Consider the following 18,987-nt stretch of genomic DNA (forward strand, 5'->3'; position numbering starts at 1 on the left):
TGGAAATTTTTACTTACGTCATGACAAATAATAACCAACGACGCTTTTATTCCCTATTTTTCATCTGGAAATGCAACCTTCTGGCGGCAAGATACTCCCGTAACTGCGATCGACTTAATGCGCAGGAAAAAAGATAGCCCTGCTGAATAACAATCCCCATATCGCGCAGCAGCTGTGATTGTTCAGGGGTTTCCACCCCTTCAGCAATGATGCCAAGACCCCGCGCTTTCGCCAGGTCCGCAACCCTCGCTGCAATGGATGTTGTCGCTTTATCAGAGGAAAGATGCTTAACGAAAAGCTGGTCAACCTTCACCCCATCCACGCTAAATTGCTCAAGGTATGCCAGATTCGAGCAGCCGGTACCAAAATCATCCAGATAGATCTCGACCCCCGCCAGCTGCAACTTCAGAAAAGCGCCCGTAACCTCAGGCGTAGGCGGTAATGGTTGTTCTTCAGTGACCTCGACCACCAGACAGTATTTTTCCAGAGGAATAGCCGCCAGAAACGAAAGCGTATCAAACACAAAACCGGGCTTCGCGACCTGAGAAGGGCTCACATTAAGCGAAAGATGAAGACCGTCAGGCAGCAATGCATCCAGTTCGTTAATATCTGCCGCAACCTGGCGCAGCAGGTGTTGCGTCATTTCTGGCAACAAGCCGTTCTCATCAAATGCGCGGATAAGCGCCAGGGGAGAGACATTTTCCTCAGAGAGTGACCAACGCATTAATATTTCCAGCCCGTACAACCGCTGGGTCCGGCTGTTAATCAGCGGCTGATAATAGGGAACGATCTCACCCATCATAAGCGCGCAGTAGAGATCGATATTGTTCAAGGGCAACGCAGTCATTGTCATCACTCCACCGTAATCAGCATCACAGTGGAGCCCGCAAACTCACCTGCCGCCACGCTGCCATTTGTATGAAGAACTGATTTCACAACGACATTTTCCTGTTCGGCGACGTCCAGAGTGAAGCCCGACGTGCCGAGCACGTTGTCATTCATATAAAGCTCGGAATAGAGACTGCCGTCGTCACGCAGCTGCACGTTGTCTGCGGAGTAGATATACAGCTTGAGCGTCTGTGATGTCGTACAGTTAATACTGACGTTTTCACTGACTTCATGCCCGTCAAGCTCCTGACGCGTCAGCGTGCCATGATCGAGGGTCAGTACGTCCTGATTGAAATCGCAGGAGCCACTGGGCTGTGGGGCAGTACCGCAAATGCTGCCTGGCAGTATGTTGTATCCTGCATATTTCTGATCGACCACGGGGCCGCTTGTCCCCATGTTGACGCCTGGCGCATAAAAAAAACCGACACACTCTTCAAAATTGACGGTACCGTTATGGTTAGTCGTACCACTGTAGGGCAGAGGAAATACTTTTTTTAACTCCTTGCCCACCTCACCGAGTGTTTCACTACTGCTTATAAAGGGATAAGCCGCAACCCCCCATCCTTGAACAACCCCCCAGCCTGATGTTCCTGAAGCATCATGCCTGTGGCTGATAAAAATGGTGCAGGCATTAAGCCCATAGCAAGGATTTGGCGTTGAGTCATTTTCATCCCAATCAGCAAGCGTGAAGTTATAGTCAAAATTAATGCTGCTATTTTGCGTAATGGAATCAATCCAGCTCCAGACAGAGGCTGAAGCGGGCTGAGTAGCAACAAGAACCAGCATAGCAAGGATCGTTCGGAGCATTATATTCATCACCGTTAACCTGTTATTGATACTGAATTTTCAGCGTGGCTGACGCGCTAAACACGCCCGTTTCCACGGTAGATGCGTCATCTTTTATCGGCGCGGCCTGCAAAACAGGCACCTCCGGCCAGGTAAACGGCATCCAGGTATTTAGCGGCATCGATTCTCCGTTCATATACAATTTGATCCCCAGCCCTTCGCGGTCGGTGGCCAGATAGTCGTCGCTAAACGAGGTGGCCGTGCCTTCAAACTGCATCTCCAGATCGTTAGAGGTCAGATCTTCACAAACCAGCGAATAGTCGATGGTTTTCATAAAGTTCTCACCGTCCAGCTGGCGCGCCTGCAGGTTGCTGCCAAAATCCACGTGAACAGTTTCACCGTTGTTGATTTCACACACCCCCTCCACGACCACGCCGGTGACGTTTACCGTCAGGGATGACCATGCCGCTGGACTGGCCAGCAACAAAGCGATAAGCAGAGCAAAACGTGAACTAGTCATAATTAAGCCTGAAGTGGATCAGCGCCTGCCATGCCCCCGCCACCAGCGGTGCAGAGGTACGTTCCGGTGCGAGATAATAAAAAAGCGTGTTGTCATCTGACTCCAGCAGCAGCGGATGCCCCTCATCGTTAAGACGAACCGAACGATGCAGCCTGTCGGTCAGGTGTAGCCCCACCCCGCTGGCTCCGCTCACGCGGACCAACCCCGGATTAAACAACTCTCCCGGTGCAACAAAGCTGACCGTGACCGAGGGCTGATCCCGGCTCCAGAGCAGATCGCCGCTCCACGCATCGCGTACTGAGGTAGGTGACGGCATACAATCCTCCAGATGGATCTCCACCCGCACCGGCGTACCCTGGTCGCCCGGTTTTTTAAGCGCCCCCGTTGCCGTCGTTCCCATGTCCACCTCCTGCCACGCGGAGTCCATCTCCAGACGGCAGGCGCTTTCCGTCAGCGCACCGCGCACGTGCAGCAGCCCATAGCTCCCATCGATCAATTCGTCCGCGGCACTTAGCGATCCTGCCAGCAGCATCAGCGCGAGCCCGCTCCCCTTTTTCCAGTACGCGATAGTCATGCCACTCTCCCGGCGGTTACTTTTTCTTTTCCTGCGGCACGGCTTTGCACTCGCTGCCGCCACAGCTGAAGATGAGCTTTGCGCGGCCACCAAAGTCGTTGACATAAGTCAGCACGGGCGCGCTGCCGAGCGCAGCAGCGGACGGTGCCAGCACTAGCTGACCTTTCGGCTCAACCATAATCGGCTTGAAGCCTGCCGCCGCTTTGCCGGTGAGCGTCGAAGACGCATTAACCAGCGAGATGTAATACGGCGTCGGGTTATTCACGCGGTATTTATCCCCTTCCCGCGCCAGAGTCAGCTGTTCCTGAAACGGCGTGGAATAATCAGCACGCTGCACTTCAATAGCGGCCGGGCGATAAAAGAGCTTGATGCGGGTCTGGAGCGCAAGCTGAAGCGTATTAGGCTTGCTGCTTTTGGGTGGGATCTCGCGCAGATTGAAATAGAACAGCGACTCCCTGTCCTGTGGCAGGCGCTGGATCCCCGCGGTGGATTGCACCTTGATCTGACTCTGCTCACCCGGTTCAATGCGCTGAACCGGCGGCAGCAGCACCAGCGGATCGGTAATTTTTTTACCCTGAGCATCTTCCACCCACCCCTGCGCCAGATACGGCAGCGTTTTATTTTCATTGGTCAGGCGCAGGCTCACGGATTTTGCCGCGCCGTCAAAAATAACCCGGGTTCTGTCCAGCGATACGGCGGCTGTTGCCACGCCTGAAACCATCAGCGCCAGGCCCGTCAGGGCGGAAATTCGCACAATTGTCATCTTGATTAACTCATCTCGTTTTTCAGGCCGGTTATTCCGGCGAACAGGTTAAAAGCAGGTTCTCCAGCACGGCTGGCAGCGTGGCCGGCAGGTTTACCACGCAGCGGGCTTGTCCATCCCATTTGACGGTCATTTTGCCGTTTGGCTGAATGCCGCTTAGCCAGACGCTTCCTTCGTCATTCACCACCCCCGTCTCCTGGTTTTTCTCGTTCATCACCGAGGCCCCAAACGGCGGGAAGCTCCCGTCAGCCTTACGGATAAAGGCCATCGCTTTACCACCCGCAATCACGTCAAACTGCCGATAGCCGATCGCCCCTTCGGTGAGCGTGGCCTGCGAGACGGATCGGGTGACGTCAGCATTTTCATCAAGTTTGTCGACGTCAATGCGGATCGGATTGCGGTAGTAGCTGTTCACATCACCAATCACAGCCTTCCCGAATCGGTTGGTTTTCACCGAGGCGCCGAATCCCTTAACGGGCACGCCGCTGACGCCTGCGGTATCCACCAGCACGCGGCTGCCGCCCCGCGCGTTCGAGCGATGCGCTGCGCCCCCTTCGGTGGTCAGGGTCAGACCGCCGGTCACGTTCATGCCCAGCGCGGTATAGCTGCCGGACTGATAGCTGGCGTTGGTCTGCACCTGCGCGCTATCGCCCTGCCAGGTGTAGTAGCCGTACGCCGTCGGGCCGCTGCGGGAAAGGCCGCTGCTGACCTGGAAGCTATTGTGCTCATCCACCCGGCCGTAATAGCTCACGCGATGGGTGTTATCGGTGCGGTTAATTGTGGCGCCATAGCTGAGCGAGATGCCGTTACCTATCGGTAGCGACACCGAAATGTAGGCCCCGTCATCCTTCAGGGAGTAGTACTCGCTGCGGTAGGCCGTGAGCGATACGCTCATGTTCCTGAACGGACCAAGATCGACATAGCGCGACAGCGACAGGCTTACGCGATCGTTATCCGCGCTGTTCCAGTAGGTCTGATGGCTGTAGTTGAGGTAAGCGCTCAGCCCGACATCCCGGAAGCGTTTGTTAAACGACACCGTGTATTTCTCTTTCGGGCTGTGCGACGTGCCGCTGCCGTAGCGGGTATCGAGGTACTCCGACATGCTCATAAAGTCGCGTTCGGAGAAACGGTACCCGGCAAAGGTGACCTGGCTGTCATACTCGTCGAAGGTTTTTGAGTAGCTCACCCGGTAAGAGGTACCGGACAGCGTGCCTTCAGAAGGCAATACCGCCCGCGACTGCGTTACGTCGAAGGCCAGCGCGCCGAGGATGAAGAGATCGCGCCCGATCCCCACCGACAGGGCATTGTAGTCACCACCGATCACCGAGCCGCCGTACAGCGTCCAGCCGTTGGCCACGCCCCAGGAGATTTCGCCCGAGGTGAACATCGGCCCGGTCATGCTATGCCCCCACTCAGAGGGTTTACCCGCCGCCAGCTTGTAGCGCACCGCACCCGGGCGCGTCAGGTAGGGAACCGAAGCCGTCGTGACCTGAAAGACCTGCACGCTGCCGTCCAGCTCTTCCACCCTTACGTCGAGCGTGCCAGAGATGGCATCATTCAGTTCCTGAATGCGAAACGCCCCGGCGGCCACCTGCGTTTCGTGTATCACGCGTCCCTGCTGGCTGATGGTCACTTTGCCGCCCGAACGGGAGATGCCCGTCACTTCGGGTGCGTAGCCACGCAGGCTCGGCGGCAACATACTGAGATCGGAATTCAGGCTAACGCCGCTAAAGCGGAAGGTATCGAAGATATCGGAGCTGAGGTAATCTTCCCCCACCGTCAGCTTCGCTTTCAGTGAAGGAATGGCGCGGTAGAGATAGTAACGGCTAAAGGCGAAATCCTTGTCCGTCTTCCCGTCACGCTTGTTCCAGCTGGTCTGCCAGTCGGCGCGGGCGCGCCATGGTCCCAGATTGGCCCCCAGGACCCCATTCCCGCTGATATTTTGGCTGTCTGAACCGGTTTGATTCTGCTGCGCCTGAAGATTGAGGTTGTAGTCGGCAATCACACCAGGGATACCCTCATCCCAGCGCGAAGGCGGATCCCAGTTTGGCGCGGTGTACTCCAGCCACGCCTGCGGGATCGACAGATAAAGCGTGTCCTTTGCCAGGTCGACGCGCATATCCAGTCCTTCGAGGCTGGCTTTGTCCAGACACTCACCGTCGCGCAGCCAGCGAAGATCGTCCATGACGCTGGCCTTCAGGTTAAAGCGAGAGAGCTGCTCTGGCGTCAGGCAGATCAGGCTGTCCCGGCCGTTTTCACCCTCGGGATAGACCACAATCCGCTCCTCGCGCAGGATCTCTTTGTTCACCATGATGCTAAAGGTGTAGTCGCCGGGCATGACGTAGCCGCGACGCGAAAAGTGGCTAAGATCGATATTGCTCTTGTCCTGCGTGTCCAGCACGTCAGTATTAAACTGAATGTCATCGTCGGCCCCGCTTTTCGCCACCGGCACGATTAGAGCCAAAATCAGCACGCTGAGCGTTGAGCGTCGGAATGTCCGTATCGTTTTTTTCATCTCAGTTGTAATCCATTCTGAAGCGGATCAGAGACTGGTAATCCCCGGCTTTGAGCGGCTGTCCGTTGCTGACAAGCTGAAGCGAATAATTCAGGTTCATGCTGCCCGCCGTGACCTCTCTGGCGGGAAAGGCCACGCCGGGCGCGGCGATATTGCCGTCGGTATCGCGGATCGCCAGCTCAATTCCCTGTGCGTCTCCACGCACGGAAAACCGGTCTGCGCCCGTCATTGGCTCAAACGTTATCTGGTAGTACTCGGAGTCATATCTTCCGTTCCCGGGTGTCGGCAGCATCAGGCAATTAATTAAGCGAACGGTGAACGCACGTGTGGGGCCATAGCCTTTGGTGGCAATCTCCGACACGGGCGTATCGCCCATATCAATGGTTTGATCGCGGCTACCAAGATCAATTGCACAGGGTGTATAGAGCACCGCCCCCTGAATAAGGACGGCACCCTCCCCCTGATTTGCAGCGAATAAAGGCAGGCAACAACCAGACAGGAGAAAAGGGAGTGTTTTAACTATTTTTGTTGTATTCGAAAATATATAACCCATAGCAAACCCTTTTCACTTATTCAGTCGGTTTCGAATATCAGACGGCCAGCTAAGGCCGCCTGACGGGTCATCGAAATAAGGTCAGGGCTTATTCGTAGGCCAGCGTCCAGTTAGTCACAGCGGTGAAATCACCTTCGGTTGGCGCTTCTCCACCGATGATGTACGCGGAGTAGGTCAGGGTGTTGTCGCCATTAACCACGTTCTGTCCAGTCGTGGCTTCACCCAGGGTGATGGTGTTGCTGTCGCCGTCGGTCATCACAACGCCAACATCGGTTGCATTGCCGGTCACGCCCAGCACCGCTCCGTCAACGCTGGAATCCGCGCCGGAGAAGGTGGTGGTCACAGTGGTAGCGGTCTCAACAGAGCAGTTTTCCAGGTGGATGTAGAACGGAACCGGCGTAGAGGTGCCGCCGTTCGCCACTGCGGAACTGGAAACCTGGCCGAGGCTAATGGTCTGATCTTCGTCACCTGCCGCGATTGAACATGGCGCGTCGATAACGGAACCAGTGAAGGTCACAACGCCGCTACCCTGGTCTGCCTGAGCACCGAAAGCAGCCATACCAGAAGCCAGAACCAGTGCAGTAAAGAGTTTGTTCATTTTCATAAAAATCGTCCTGTAAATTAAGTGAATGACACACACAGAAGATTTTTGATGGCTGAATTTGGGCAATATGCGCCCCGCCCGAAAATTGGGCTTAATTAAATTACTCAGCAATCAAATAATCTCTTAAACATCGTCATCAGCAAATTCAGTTGAACTTACGCATATCTCCCTGCGCTTCGCTGATGCAATAAATAGTAACCCGACGATGAAAAAACAAAAGGCAAAATACCCTACAAGAACAAAAACAAAAGACATGCTTAAATAATAGGTTTAATTAGAATAATAAAAATGAATCCACCAGCAGTTAGATTTTTATACTTTATTAACCAAGAATGATAGATTATCAATCTAAAACTTAACTTTTTAACCCACAATGACAGTCATAAACACGAAATCATCAACGCGAATTTGTTGCTGGAGTATGAAAAGTAATTACATTTATTCAATAAGAAACGAGGTCAGGGGATAATATCATTCGTGCACGAACTGATGTTATCCATTGGGGACAGGCATCTTATTTGGCCAGAAAGAAATATCGGGAAGTGTATAAAGAGAATTATTCCCGGCCTGCGTAACCGCTGACCGGGAGTCAGGATTACCGCTGTGCGTTCAGCTCCGCAATATCCTGCGGCGTGGTGCGACAGCAGCCGCCAATCAGCTTCGCACCGACATCCAGCCACTGCGGTAAATACCCCGCCAGCGTCTCGCAGGCGTCACCATGGTGATGCCAGGTTTTGCTCACCGCATCATAATGCTCGCCGGAATTCGGATAGACCACCAGCGGCAGCGACGTCAGGCTGTGCAGATGCGTCAGCGCCGCGGTGGTGTTTTCCAGCGCGATACAGTTGATCCCCAGCGCGACAACCTGCGAGTAGTTTTCCAGCGCAGAAACTACATCCCGCAGCGGCGTCCCGTCACTCAGATGCTCGCTGTCACGCAGGGTAAATGAGAACCATGCCCGGGCGCGAGGATACGCCGTCAGCAACGCCGCCAGCGCCTTAATCTCCGGGAAAGAAGGCAGCGTTTCACAGGCCAGCAGATCCGCGCCCGCATCCAGCAGCGCCTCCACGCGGGGACGGTGGAACGCGGTGAACTCTTCAGCGCGACGCACATAATCGCCGCGATATTCAGATCCATCGGCAAGGTACGCGCCGTACGGCCCTACCGACCCCGCCACCAGCAGCGTGCCCGCCTGCGCATTCTCTGCCAGGTACGCTTCCCGCGCTTTGCGTGCCAGCTCTACGCTTTTGCCAATCAACGCCCGGGATTGCGCCTCGTCGAGCCCGCGTGCGGCAAAGCCCGCAGGCGTGGCCTGATAGCTGGCGGTGATCGCCACCTGTGCCCCCGCGCGGTAATAGTCGAGGTGCACGTCCCGGATCAGCTCCGGGTTTTCCATCAGCACTTTGGCCGACCAGAGGCTGTCGGCAAGGTTACAACCGCGCGCTTCCAGCTCCGTTGCCATCGCCCCATCCAGCACGACAAACGGCTGGTTTTCAAGGAGGGCGGTAAGCGGATTATTCTGCGACATGTTCAGGCTCCTGCGTGGTCAGGTTTCGGGTCAGGTAGTACGCACCATAACACAGGGCGACAAACGGAAGCCCGCAATAAAGGGCAATACGCTGGCTGGGGTCAAACCACAGGCCGACACAGGCCACCAGGCAGAGGATAAAGCCAAGCACGGGCACCAGCGGATACCATGGCGCGCGATACTGCAACGCCGAAAGCGGCTGCCCGGACTGCACGTGACGGCGACGAAACACGAAGTGTGACGCGCAGATGCTGATCCACACCGCCACCACCGCAAAACCGGAAATGGCTGACAGGGCCACAAACACCGTATCCGGCGCAACCACGCTGGAGAACAGCGCCAGCACGCCACCCAGCATGGAAACGGAGAGCGCCGTCAGCGGCACGCCGTTTTTGTTGACGCGGGCAAAGCAGCGTGGCAGCGTTTTCTCGTTAGACAGAGACCACAGCATACGGCCAGAGGCGTACAGGCCCGAGTTCGCCGCCGAGAGGATCGCCGTCAGGATCACGAAGTTAAAGATATCCGCCGCATACGGAATGCCGACCTTTTCAAACACCACCACGAACGGGCTTTTCTCCACGCCAGCCTGCTGCATCGGGATCAGCGCCGCCAGCACAAACACGGTGCCAATAAAGAAGATGATGAGCCGGGCGATGGTGGTGCGAATAGCAACCGGAATAACCTTGTGTGGGTTTTCCGTTTCTCCTGCCGCGATGCCGATAAGCTCCGTTCCGGAGAAGGCAAAGTTGACCGCCACCATGGTCATCAGGATCGGCAGACCGCCGTGCGGGAACCAGCCTTCGGCAGTAATGTTGCTTAAGCCCGGCGCCGGTGAACCGTCCTGCATCGGGATAAAACCGAAGATCGCCGCCCCGCCGAGAATAATGAAGGCGATGATGGTGATGACTTTCACCAGCGAGAACCAGAATTCCCCTTCGGCAAAGAAGCGCGTGGAAATGACGTTAAGAGCAAAAATCACCACGCAAAAGACGACGCACCACGTCCAGACGGGAACCTGCGGGAACCAGTACTGCATACAGAACCCGGCTGCGGTAAAGCTCGATCCCAGCGCCACTGTCCACGTAAGCCAGTAGAGCCACGCCACGGTATACCCTGTCGCCGGGCCGAGATAACGAGCGGCGTAGACGTGGAACGCGCCGGTTTCCGGCATCGCTACGGAAAGTTCCCCCAGGCATTGCATAACCAGCCAGACCACCAGCGCACCAATAAGATACGCCAGCAGCGTGCCCGCCGCGCCGGTTGTCGAAATGATGTATCCGGTATTGAAGAATAACCCTGTGCCGATAACGCCCCCCAGCGAGAGCATAATCAGGTGACGGGTTTTCATGGTGCGCTTAAGCTGCCCGTTTTGTTGTTCTGTTTGCATATTACCTTCTAAACGTATGGACATCTAAACATCCAAAGAAGGGTGTTATACCGCGATTGTTAACAAAAAGCCACCCGGCACGACTTCGGCGCAATTATTGGTAAATCTTTAAATCAGTTCTATAGTCGACACAGTTTCTTCTTCACCAGGACTCACTATGCGATTTAACGGACTGACCAAAGGTTTCTTTATTCTCATCCTGGCCCTTGTTACCTGGGCTTTCTTTGACGTGCTGTCTCCCTATTTCTCGGCGATTCTGTGGGCCGCGATCCTGACCATCATTTTCAACCCGGTGAAAAACAAACTGCGTACCGCGCTGGGCGATCGCAACGGGCTGGCTTCCCTCCTTACACTCGGCATTATCTGCCTGATCGTGTTTATTCCGTTGATGGTGATCCTTTCCTCGCTCGCGGTGGAACTGAACATGGTTTACACCAAGCTGCAACAGAACAACACGCAGTTCCCGGAAGTCATCGCCGGTATCTTCAATCGCCTGCCGGACTGGGCCAGCGGCTTCCTGGCGGATCACAACCTGACCAACGCCGCGCAGATTCAGAAAAAGCTTTCCGATGTCGCGTTACAGGGTGGACAGTATCTGGCGGGAAGCGCGTTCCTGATTGGTAAAGGGACGTTCGGCTTTGCTATTAGCTTCGGCATTATGCTGTACCTGCTGTTTTTCCTGCTCAAAGACGGGCCCTATCTGGTGCGCCAGATCCTCGACTCGCTGCCGCTGTCTGACTTCGCCAAACAGCACCTGTTCGCTAAGTTTGTCGGCGTCTCGCGAGCCACGGTAAAAGGTACGGCGGTCGTGGCAGTGGTTCAGGGTACGCTTGGCGGTATCGCCTTTGTCATCGTCGGTATTGACGGTAGCGTACTGTGGGGAGCGCTGATGGCGTTTCTCTCCCTGGTGCCCGCCGTCGGCTCGGCTATCGTCTGGGTTCCCGCCGCGATCTTCCTGTTTGCCACTCACCAGCTGTGGCAGGGTCTGTTCATTGTGGGCTTTTTTGTCATTATCGTCGGGCTGGTGGACAACCTTTTACGTCCGCTGCTGGTGGGCAAAGACACCAAAATGCCGGACTACCTGATACTGATCACCACGCTCGGCGGTATGGAGCTATACGGCATAAATGGTTTTGTGATTGGGCCGCTGATTGCCGCCCTGTTTATCGCCTGCTGGAACCTCTTCTCCGGCCGCGACCACGCAGGCAACGCCGAGGAGCTGGACGCAGACTTTATCGAAGAGGGAAAAAACCCTCCGGATCTCTAACGAAACGCGTTTTGTCAGGCGGCCCTGTGCCGCCTTTTTTTTCGCGATAAATCAGGGGTTTTCTATAATCTGAAATGAACGCTCTTCCACATTTGTCGTAGAAGGATCCAACAGGTGCGAATCGCCACGATCACAAACTGGGCCTATGGTGTCACGGTGTGCCTGACCATTGCCTCCGGTATCGTCATGCTGATGGCTTCCCATGCCGACAACGTAGAGCGTCAGGCTGTTAAGCAACGACAAATTTTTGACCAGCTTACGGAAGAGATTGAAGCAGAAACCTGGATGCTCTCCGATTTAGCGCGCCTTTACGCCATCAAAAAAGAGCCCGATGTGCTGAAAGCGTACCAGACGAAAGAAGGTGAACTGAAGAATATTGAACACAAAGTGGGACAGTTAAAAGATACGGGCGCAACGGGCGAAGAGCTGGCGCTGCTGTATGAAGGGCTGAAGATTGTTGATGGCCTACAGGATGAACAGCAGGCAGCAATTGCCAGCGTCGCCCGGGGTGAGGAACAACAGGCCATTGCGTTACTCTTCGGCAAAATCTACGAACTTGAAACGGAACGCGCCCAGAGCAAGATTGACCATTTTCGTATGCTGCTGGATAAGCGCATTATTGCCGATGTCCAGGCAGCGACCAACACGTCGAAAACGCTGCGTACCGCCTCAGAGGTGATGGTCGGCCTGACCGCCCTGCTCTTCTTATTCGTGATGGGCTTTATTCTCAAGCACCGCGTGCTGCGCCCGGTAGTGCGCCTCAGCGATGTGGTTCACCGCCTGGCCTCACAGGATTACGGCGTCGAAACGCCCAATTTCAACCAGGTCGATGAGATAGGCGATATGGCGCAGGCCATTCGCATTTTCCGCGAGAACGGGCTGGCAAGGCAGCGGCTTGAAAAAGAACGCGACGCAGACTGGGCCATCCGCGAGCTGCTCGCGCGAATGACCCAGCGCTTGCAGGGGTGCGAGAACGTCAGCGACGTGATTGAGGTGGCAGAGCTGTTTGCTCCCAACATTGCGCCGGGAATCGCCGGACGTCTGTATATCCTGGATCGAAACCCGTGGGAGATGCGCTGTGCGGCGGAATGGTTATCTCCACAGGGAGAAAAAAATGCTTTCCACCCCGATCAATGCTGGGCCATACGCCGTGGTCAGAGCCATCCACCGGTCAACGGCGAGCCGGATATCGGTTGCCAGCATCTGCCTGAATCACAAAAAGACAGCTCACTGTGCGTGCCGCTCATTGCGCAGGGGGAAGCCATTGGTTTGCTGTCGTTTCAAAACATCACGCCTGAAACGGCGCCGTCCCGCGCATATCTCGAATTAATGGCGGAAGCCCTGGGTCTGGCGCTGGCCAACCAGCGTCTGCGCGATGCCCTGCTGGAAAAAGCGCTATTCGACCCGCTCACCGGCTTGCGTAACCGTCACCACCTGGAAGATACCCTGCGCACTCAGATAGCTCAGGCAATGCGCAATGATGAGCCGGTGAGCTGCATGATGATCGACATCGATCACTTTAAAAGCATTAACGATCGCTTCGGCCATGAGGCTGGCGATCATGTGATTAAGAGCGTGGCGACAATTGTTCAGCGTGCCGTGCACGATGCCGGCCTGGCCTTCCGCTTTGGTGGCGAAGAGTTTCTGGTGCTGCTAACGGGTGCGGATGAGGAAGCGGCTCACGCCTGCGCAACTGAGATTTATAACGGCGTCCATACGCTGTCGCTGCGCTATGGGCTTGCTGAGATTGGCCCGGTGGATGTGTCGATCGGGATAGCCAGTTACCCGCAGCACGCCCAAAGCGACGACCTGCTGCGCGCGGCAGACGTGGCGCTTTACCGGGCGAAAGAGCTGGGGCGCTCGCGGATCGTCAGTTTCAGTATGCTGGAGACGGGTTAACCGAAACTCAGTGCAAATGACGTCAGAGGTACGCGCACTCTCTTATTCCCTCACATTGAGGGTGCGTTATCATTCTTTGTACATATAAATCAATCTTAACGATGCCACCATTGATAAAAAATGGGGGTGCGTAAATATATCAATAATCAAAGCGATCATTTTTAAACCCGGTGGCTAATTACACTGAGTTTTTATGTTTTAAAAAACGTAAGCTCCAGCCAGAGGTCTGCAATCACGGGGCAAACAACGATTATCCATTTGATTTTAATACATTTAATGAAGTATCGTTTGCAAAAAGCCATGGCGTTCAACAAAATAGACAAACTTATAGGATAAATAACTTATAATTCTTATACTTCTGTTAAAAAGAGGAGGCCAATATGCGAATAATCCTAATGCTGTGCTGCTTTTTGGTACAAAGTTTAAACTGGGCTGGCGAACTGCCAAAGCCTGTGGGCAAACCCATCTTAACCATTACCGGTAATATAGAAAATACGAACGAAAATGGAAAAGCCGTTTTTGATATTGCCAGCCTGGAAAAACTGGGGATGGTGAGTTTCCAGACGACCTCTCCCTGGTATAATGGCCGCACGAAGTTTGAGGGTATCCCGATGCGCAAACTCATGGAGTATGTGGGTGCTAAGGGTTCTGTTCTGAATGTGGTTGCACTCAATGATTATACTACCGTCATCCCTCTCAGCGACTTCCAGAAATACAACGCCATCCTGGCGTTAAAGGTCAATGGCGAATATATGCGCATCCGCGATAAAGGTCCGTCATTCATCGTCTACCCTTATGACAGTCTTCCTGAACTCAATAATCAGATTTATTACTCGCGATCGGCCTGGCAGGTCAGCAAAATGAAGATTGAATAGTAGTTCAGGAGAACATAATGAACAGGATACTGGTTGGTATCATTTTTTCTCTTTTTATCACTACGGGATATATAGCCTTTCTTGTCTACGACCGTCAGCAGGAGTTGCAAAAATTGACTCACTACACTGAGTCCTGGTCTGTAGCCCAACTGGTATCTGAATATTACCGATTTGAATCATGGATTGGACTGTACGCAACCGAGACTGATGACGTTACGGTAGACCAGGTTCGCATGCGCCTGGAAATCATGCTGAGCCAGAATGATTTATTGAAAGAGGGCGGCCTGGGTCGTTATATAAACAGCGCGAAAGCGCATCAGGTGCTCGCCTTACGCCTGGAAAATATACTGAACTATCTGGATGGTCACCTTGAGAAAATGAGCCGTTCAGAGTTAAAGCTCTATCTGAAAAATATGCATTTACTGGATGCACCGCTAAGCCAGCTTTCATCAACGGCTTTAACAAAAGATGTTAATACAATCAATGAAACTAACCTAAAAATACAGGTTCTGTATTATATTTATTCAGCACTTTCGCTGTTACTGGTTATTTTAAGCTTCATACTGGGCTTTTTGATTATCTATCAAAATAAAAACATTCTCAAAGCACATACACAGGTTAAAACGCTGGCTGAAGAACTTCAGCTGTCCAAAGAAACCCTGCAAATCCAGAATACAAAACTGGAATACGATGTTTATCATGACTCCCTTACCGGCATGAAAAACCGTCTTTTCTTCTGGGATGATCTCAATAAACTTAATCTACAGGCTGAGGAAAAACATATTTCGGTCACGGTGATGTTATTCGATTTAGACCGGTTCAAAGAGGTGAATGATACCTACGGTCATGATGCTGGCGATTTACTGTTACGTGAGGTATCCACGCGCCTTAACGCTTTGAGCCGCTTTTCAGAGACATTTTATCGTTTGGGCGGCGACGAATTTGCGTTTCTCTCCAGTGGCTTAACCGAAGCCGCAGCCGTTTCACGCGCGCGAGAAATCAGTGATAGCATCAGCAAGCCCTATACAATTAATAATCAACTCATCAAAATAGCCACCTGTGTGGGTATTGTTTTATCGGATAATGAACGACGTTCAGATTACCTTTATAAATTTGCCGATCTGGCGCTCTATGAAGCCAAGAAAGAAGGTTCTCAGCAAATCAAAGTCTTCCGCCAGCGAATGCTACAGAAGTTGCAGGAAAGCAGAACCCTTGAAAATGATATGGCAAGAGCAATAGAGAATGATGAGTTTATTGTTTATTACCAGCCTATTGTGAATTCCGTCAGCAAGGAAATTTACGGCTATGAAGCGCTTATTCGCTGGATGCACCCCGTCAAGGGGATGCTCTCCCCGGATAGCTTTATTTTCGCCGCTGAAAAAACAGGCATGATCAACGAGATAGGTAAAACTGTACTTAAACTGGCCTGTAGGGAAGCGGTCTCCTGGGCTGTTCCGGCCAGGATCTCCGTGAACGTCTCGCCTGTTCAGTTAGGCAGCAAATCATTTATTAATACGGTGCAGTCCGTTCTGGCTGAGACCGGGCTCCCGGCTAACCGTCTTGAGTTAGAGGTCACAGAGTCTTCCCTCTTCAGTGACAGAAATAACCCCATTGCGATCCTCAAAAAACTACGCTCACTGGGCGTAAGAATTTCTATTGATGATTTTGGCACGGGTTATTCGTCGCTCTCCAGACTCAGCGAACTGAATTTTGATAAAATCAAGATCGATAAATCTTTTGTCAATCCGATATCTACGCAGGAAGATGCGCTTAATATTGTGAAGCTGATTACCGGTATGGCTAAAAGCCTTAATATGGGCGTCATTGCCGAGGGCGTTGAGACCGAAGAGCAGCTTGAGCGGCTTCAGGCTCTGGGTTGCGAGCTTGTGCAGGGATATCTTTTCAGCAAACCACAGCCTCAGGTCGACAGCAAAATTAAGAGCGGCCAGGAATGATCCCCTCTCCTCAGCCCGATACCAACCGGGATCACATTTTTCACCCCTGGGTATTCACTGACAATAACCAGGTGTTATCATTCACCCCGTAAATACCTATCAACTCAATCCGAGGCTTTGATGCTGGAGAATGTAATCATCCGATAATCAGCTTCCCGACCTTTCCAGGCCGGACTGATTATCAATGCGCCGAAATCGTATGCGGACACCGCTGTGTGTTTGCACGTTTTGCACATGATGATTAAACAGGTTTTCCAGTATGAATTTATCCCGTCAGGAACAACGTACCTTACACGTTCTCGCCAAAGGTGGCCGTATTGTGCACGTCCGCGATACCTCCGGCCGCGTCACCGCCGTTGAATGCTATAGCCGCGAAGGGCTACTGCTGGCTGACTGCACGCTCGCCGTTTTCAAAAAGCTCAAAACCAAAAAGCTGATCAAATCCGTTAACGGTCAGCCCTACCGCATTAACACCACCGGGCTGAACAACGTTCGCGCTCAGCCTGATAATCGTTAAGGAGAGGATGATGGATATCCCACGTATTTTTACTGTTAGCGAAAGCGAACACCGCATTCATAACCCCTTTACACCAGAGAAGTACGCGACGCTGGGCCGCGTGTTACGCATGAAGCCAGGCACACGCATTCTCGATCTCGGCAGCGGCTCGGGAGAGATGCTTTGTACCTGGGCACGTGATTACGGTATTACCGGTACCGGCATCGACATGAGCCCGCTCTTCACCGCGCAGGCCACGCGGCGCGCAGAGGAACTCGGCGTCAGCGAACGCGTCCATTTCATTCATAACGACGCGGCCGGCTACGTCGCGAATGAAAAATGTGACGTGGCGGCCTGCGTTGGCGCAACCTGGATTGCGGGGGGCGTAGCCGGGACAATGGATCTGCTGGCAAAAAGCCTCAAGCCCGGGGGAATAATGCTCATCGGCGAACCGTACTGGCGTCAGGTACCTGCGACGGCAGAGATAGCTCAGGCCTGCGGCATCTCGTCGATTGCAGACTTTCTCACTCTGCCCAGTCTGGTTGCGTCTTTCGATCAACAGGGCTATGACCTGGTTGAAATGGTGCTGGCTGACCAGGGAGGCTGGGACAGGTACGAAGCCGCAAAATGGATGACCATGCGTCGCTGGCTGGAGGAAAACCCAGACGATGACTTCGCGCAGGAGGTTCGGGCGGAGCTGACGATAGCGCCTGAACGTCATGTGACGTACACGCGGGAGTACTTTGGCTGGGGAGTGTTTGCGTTAATGGCGCGATAATATGGCGCTGGCGGTATAGCCTTTAGGGTTATGCCGCCGATCAACTTCTTTGAGGTACAAAACGATGACGCGAAAATGTGCAGCCATTAGCAACATTTGCTGCCATGGTCTCAAAACGAGATTTACTGGAATGCAGGGTAACTATTTGATTTAGATGGTGCCGATAATAGGAGTCGAACCTACGACCTTCGCATTACGAATGCGCTGCTCTACCAACTGAGCTATATCGGCCCTGAAAGGCCGGTTACGAGCGTAACCACGGGGCAAAAGAGTAGATCTAACCGGGTGATGCGTCAATGCCCTTTTGAATCAAACGGCTATTTTTGCATCACCCGCGATTATTTACCCACGAATCGTATCATCACCGTAGCCGATCCACTTGTAGGTGGTCAGTGCTTCCAGCCCCATCGGACCGCGGGCGTGCAGCTTCTGAGTGCTCACAGCCACCTCCGCGCCCAGACCAAACTGGCCGCCATCGGTGAAGCGCGTCGAGGCATTCACGTAAACCGCAGACGAATCCACTTCATTCACAAACCGATCGGCATTGCGCAGGGTGCGCGTCAGGATCGCGTCAGAATGCTGGGTTCCGTGTTCACGAATGTGCGCAATAGCGTCATCGAGATCCGCAACCACCTTCACGTTCAGATCCAGCGACAAATACTCATCGTCGTACTGCTCCGCGTTAACCGGAACGACCTTCGCCGTACCGTCTTTCAGCAGGGCGAGAGCGCTCTCGTCCGCATGCAGCGTGACGCCACTTTCCGCCATCTGCTTGCTCAGCGCTGGCAGGAAGGTACTGGCGATGCCCTGATGCACCAGCAGCGTTTCTACCGTATTACAGGTGCTTGGACGCTGTGTTTTAGCGTTGACGATAATCTTCAGCGCAGGTTCTACCTCCGCGGTATCATCCACTACGATATGGCATACGCCAATACCGCCGGTGATCACCGGAATGGTAGATTGCTCACGGCACAGCTTGTGCAAGCCCGCGCCGCCGCGTGGGATCAGCATGTCGATGTATTTGTCCATGCGCAGCATCTCGTTGACCAGCGCACGGTCGGGGCTTTCAATCGCCTGCACGGCACCCGCCGGTAAACCACACTCCTCCAGCGCCTGCTGAATGACGTTTACCGTCGCGGCGTTGGTGCGCCAGGTCTCCTTCCCGCCACGCAGGATCGCGGCATTACCGGTCTTCAGGCACAGGGAGGCGACATCCACCGTCACGTTTGGACGCGCTTCGTAAATCACCCCAATGACGCCAAGCGGCACGCGGCGACGCTCAAGGCGTAATCCGCTGTCTAGCACCCCACCGTCAATCACCTGCCCTACCGGGTCGGCGAGGTTGCACACCTGACGGACGTCGTCGGCAATACCTTTCAGACGCGCCGGGGTCAGCGCCAGACGATCGAGCATCGCTTCACTCAAGCCGTTGCGACGCGCTTCCAGCAGATCCTGCTCGTTGGCGAGCAAAATTTCCTGCGACTGAGATTCCAGATAATCAGCGATTTTTTCCAGCACGCGATTTTTCTCGCGGCTGGAAAGGAGCGCCAGTTTATAAGAGGCGGCTTTCGCGGCTGCGCCCATTTGTTCCAGCATGTT

Annotated in this window: 17 protein-coding genes and 1 tRNA gene; 6 read left to right on the forward strand and 12 right to left on the reverse strand. The window is 53.8% G+C overall.

Annotated features, from left to right (window positions below; all coding sequences use genetic code 11):
• Positions 1-46 precede the first annotated feature (46 nt).
• From O1722_RS18560 to mmuP, 10 genes are all read right to left on the reverse strand, one after another.
• Positions 47-847, reverse strand: coding sequence for a cyclic diguanylate phosphodiesterase (locus O1722_RS18560; protein WP_033487717.1), 801 nt, complete (start codon positions 845-847; stop codon positions 47-49).
• Positions 848-852: 5 nt separating this feature from the next.
• Complete coding sequence (locus O1722_RS18565) at positions 853-1,674, reverse strand: MrpH family fimbial adhesin (RefSeq protein ID WP_223230159.1); 822 nt, start codon at positions 1,672-1,674, stop codon at positions 853-855.
• Positions 1,675-1,717: 43 nt separating this feature from the next.
• Positions 1,718-2,194, reverse strand: coding sequence for a fimbrial protein (locus O1722_RS18570; protein WP_033487718.1), 477 nt, complete (start codon positions 2,192-2,194; stop codon positions 1,718-1,720).
• Positions 2,187-2,768: a fimbrial protein gene (locus O1722_RS18575; protein ID WP_033487719.1), complete on the reverse strand. Its 582-nt coding sequence runs from the start codon at positions 2,766-2,768 to the stop codon at positions 2,187-2,189. The genes O1722_RS18570 and O1722_RS18575 overlap by 8 nt, the downstream gene beginning before the upstream one ends.
• Positions 2,769-2,784: 16 nt before the next feature.
• Complete coding sequence (locus O1722_RS18580) at positions 2,785-3,531, reverse strand: fimbria/pilus periplasmic chaperone (protein WP_033487720.1); 747 nt, start codon at positions 3,529-3,531, stop codon at positions 2,785-2,787.
• Between the two features lie 31 nt (positions 3,532-3,562).
• Positions 3,563-6,046 carry an outer membrane usher protein gene (locus O1722_RS18585; protein ID WP_033487721.1) on the reverse strand — a complete coding sequence of 828 codons (2,484 nt, stop codon included), beginning with the start codon at positions 6,044-6,046 and terminating at the stop codon, positions 3,563-3,565.
• Between the two features lies 1 nt (position 6,047).
• The gene (locus tag O1722_RS18590) at positions 6,048-6,476 is read right to left on the reverse strand and encodes a fimbrial protein (protein ID WP_223230160.1); all 429 of its coding nucleotides are present in this window, start codon (positions 6,474-6,476) and stop codon (positions 6,048-6,050) included.
• Positions 6,477-6,687: 211 nt separating this feature from the next.
• Positions 6,688-7,203 carry a fimbrial protein gene (locus O1722_RS18595; protein ID WP_033487723.1) on the reverse strand — a complete coding sequence of 172 codons (516 nt, stop codon included), beginning with the start codon at positions 7,201-7,203 and terminating at the stop codon, positions 6,688-6,690.
• A 595-nt stretch (positions 7,204-7,798) separates the two neighbouring features.
• Entirely contained in the window at positions 7,799-8,731 is a 933-nt protein-coding gene (mmuM, locus tag O1722_RS18600; protein ID WP_033487724.1) for a homocysteine S-methyltransferase, read from the reverse strand.
• Positions 8,718-10,118 carry an S-methylmethionine permease gene (mmuP, locus tag O1722_RS18605; protein ID WP_023303171.1) on the reverse strand — a complete coding sequence of 467 codons (1,401 nt, stop codon included), beginning with the start codon at positions 10,116-10,118 and terminating at the stop codon, positions 8,718-8,720. The genes mmuM and mmuP overlap by 14 nt, the downstream gene beginning before the upstream one ends.
• A gap of 157 nt (positions 10,119-10,275) precedes the next feature.
• Here mmuP and O1722_RS18610 point away from each other — a divergent pair, with 157 nt between their 5' ends.
• From O1722_RS18610 to O1722_RS18635, 6 genes are all read left to right on the forward strand, one after another.
• Positions 10,276-11,385, forward strand: a complete 1,110-nt coding sequence (locus O1722_RS18610) for an AI-2E family transporter (RefSeq protein WP_033487725.1) — start codon at positions 10,276-10,278, stop codon at positions 11,383-11,385.
• A gap of 114 nt (positions 11,386-11,499) precedes the next feature.
• Positions 11,500-13,284 carry a diguanylate cyclase gene (locus O1722_RS18615; protein ID WP_033487726.1) on the forward strand — a complete coding sequence of 595 codons (1,785 nt, stop codon included), beginning with the start codon at positions 11,500-11,502 and terminating at the stop codon, positions 13,282-13,284.
• A gap of 380 nt (positions 13,285-13,664) precedes the next feature.
• Positions 13,665-14,159, forward strand: coding sequence for a putative pterin-binding protein (locus O1722_RS18620; protein ID WP_033487727.1), 495 nt, complete (start codon positions 13,665-13,667; stop codon positions 14,157-14,159).
• 17 nt (positions 14,160-14,176) lie between these two features.
• Entirely contained in the window at positions 14,177-16,114 is a 1,938-nt protein-coding gene (locus O1722_RS18625) for a putative bifunctional diguanylate cyclase/phosphodiesterase (RefSeq protein WP_032671391.1), read from the forward strand.
• 259 nt (positions 16,115-16,373) lie between these two features.
• The gene (locus tag O1722_RS18630; RefSeq protein ID WP_003863178.1) at positions 16,374-16,631 is read left to right on the forward strand and encodes a YjhX family toxin; all 258 of its coding nucleotides are present in this window, start codon (positions 16,374-16,376) and stop codon (positions 16,629-16,631) included.
• A gap of 10 nt (positions 16,632-16,641) precedes the next feature.
• A complete protein-coding gene (locus O1722_RS18635; RefSeq protein WP_033487728.1) occupies positions 16,642-17,388 on the forward strand; it encodes an SAM-dependent methyltransferase in 747 nt (248 codons plus the stop codon).
• 155 nt (positions 17,389-17,543) lie between these two features.
• On the opposite strand, the gene O1722_RS18640 is transcribed toward O1722_RS18635, so the two are convergent.
• Positions 17,544-17,619 (reverse strand) — tRNA-Thr (locus O1722_RS18640).
• A gap of 111 nt (positions 17,620-17,730) precedes the next feature.
• Positions 17,731-18,984 (reverse strand): glutamate-5-semialdehyde dehydrogenase, encoded by a 1,254-nt coding sequence (gene proA / locus O1722_RS18645; protein ID WP_033487729.1) that lies wholly within the window; start codon positions 18,982-18,984, stop codon positions 17,731-17,733.
• Positions 18,985-18,987 lie beyond the last annotated feature (3 nt).

This window comes from Enterobacter cloacae complex sp. HYC003_NIDB (assembly GCF_056673375.1).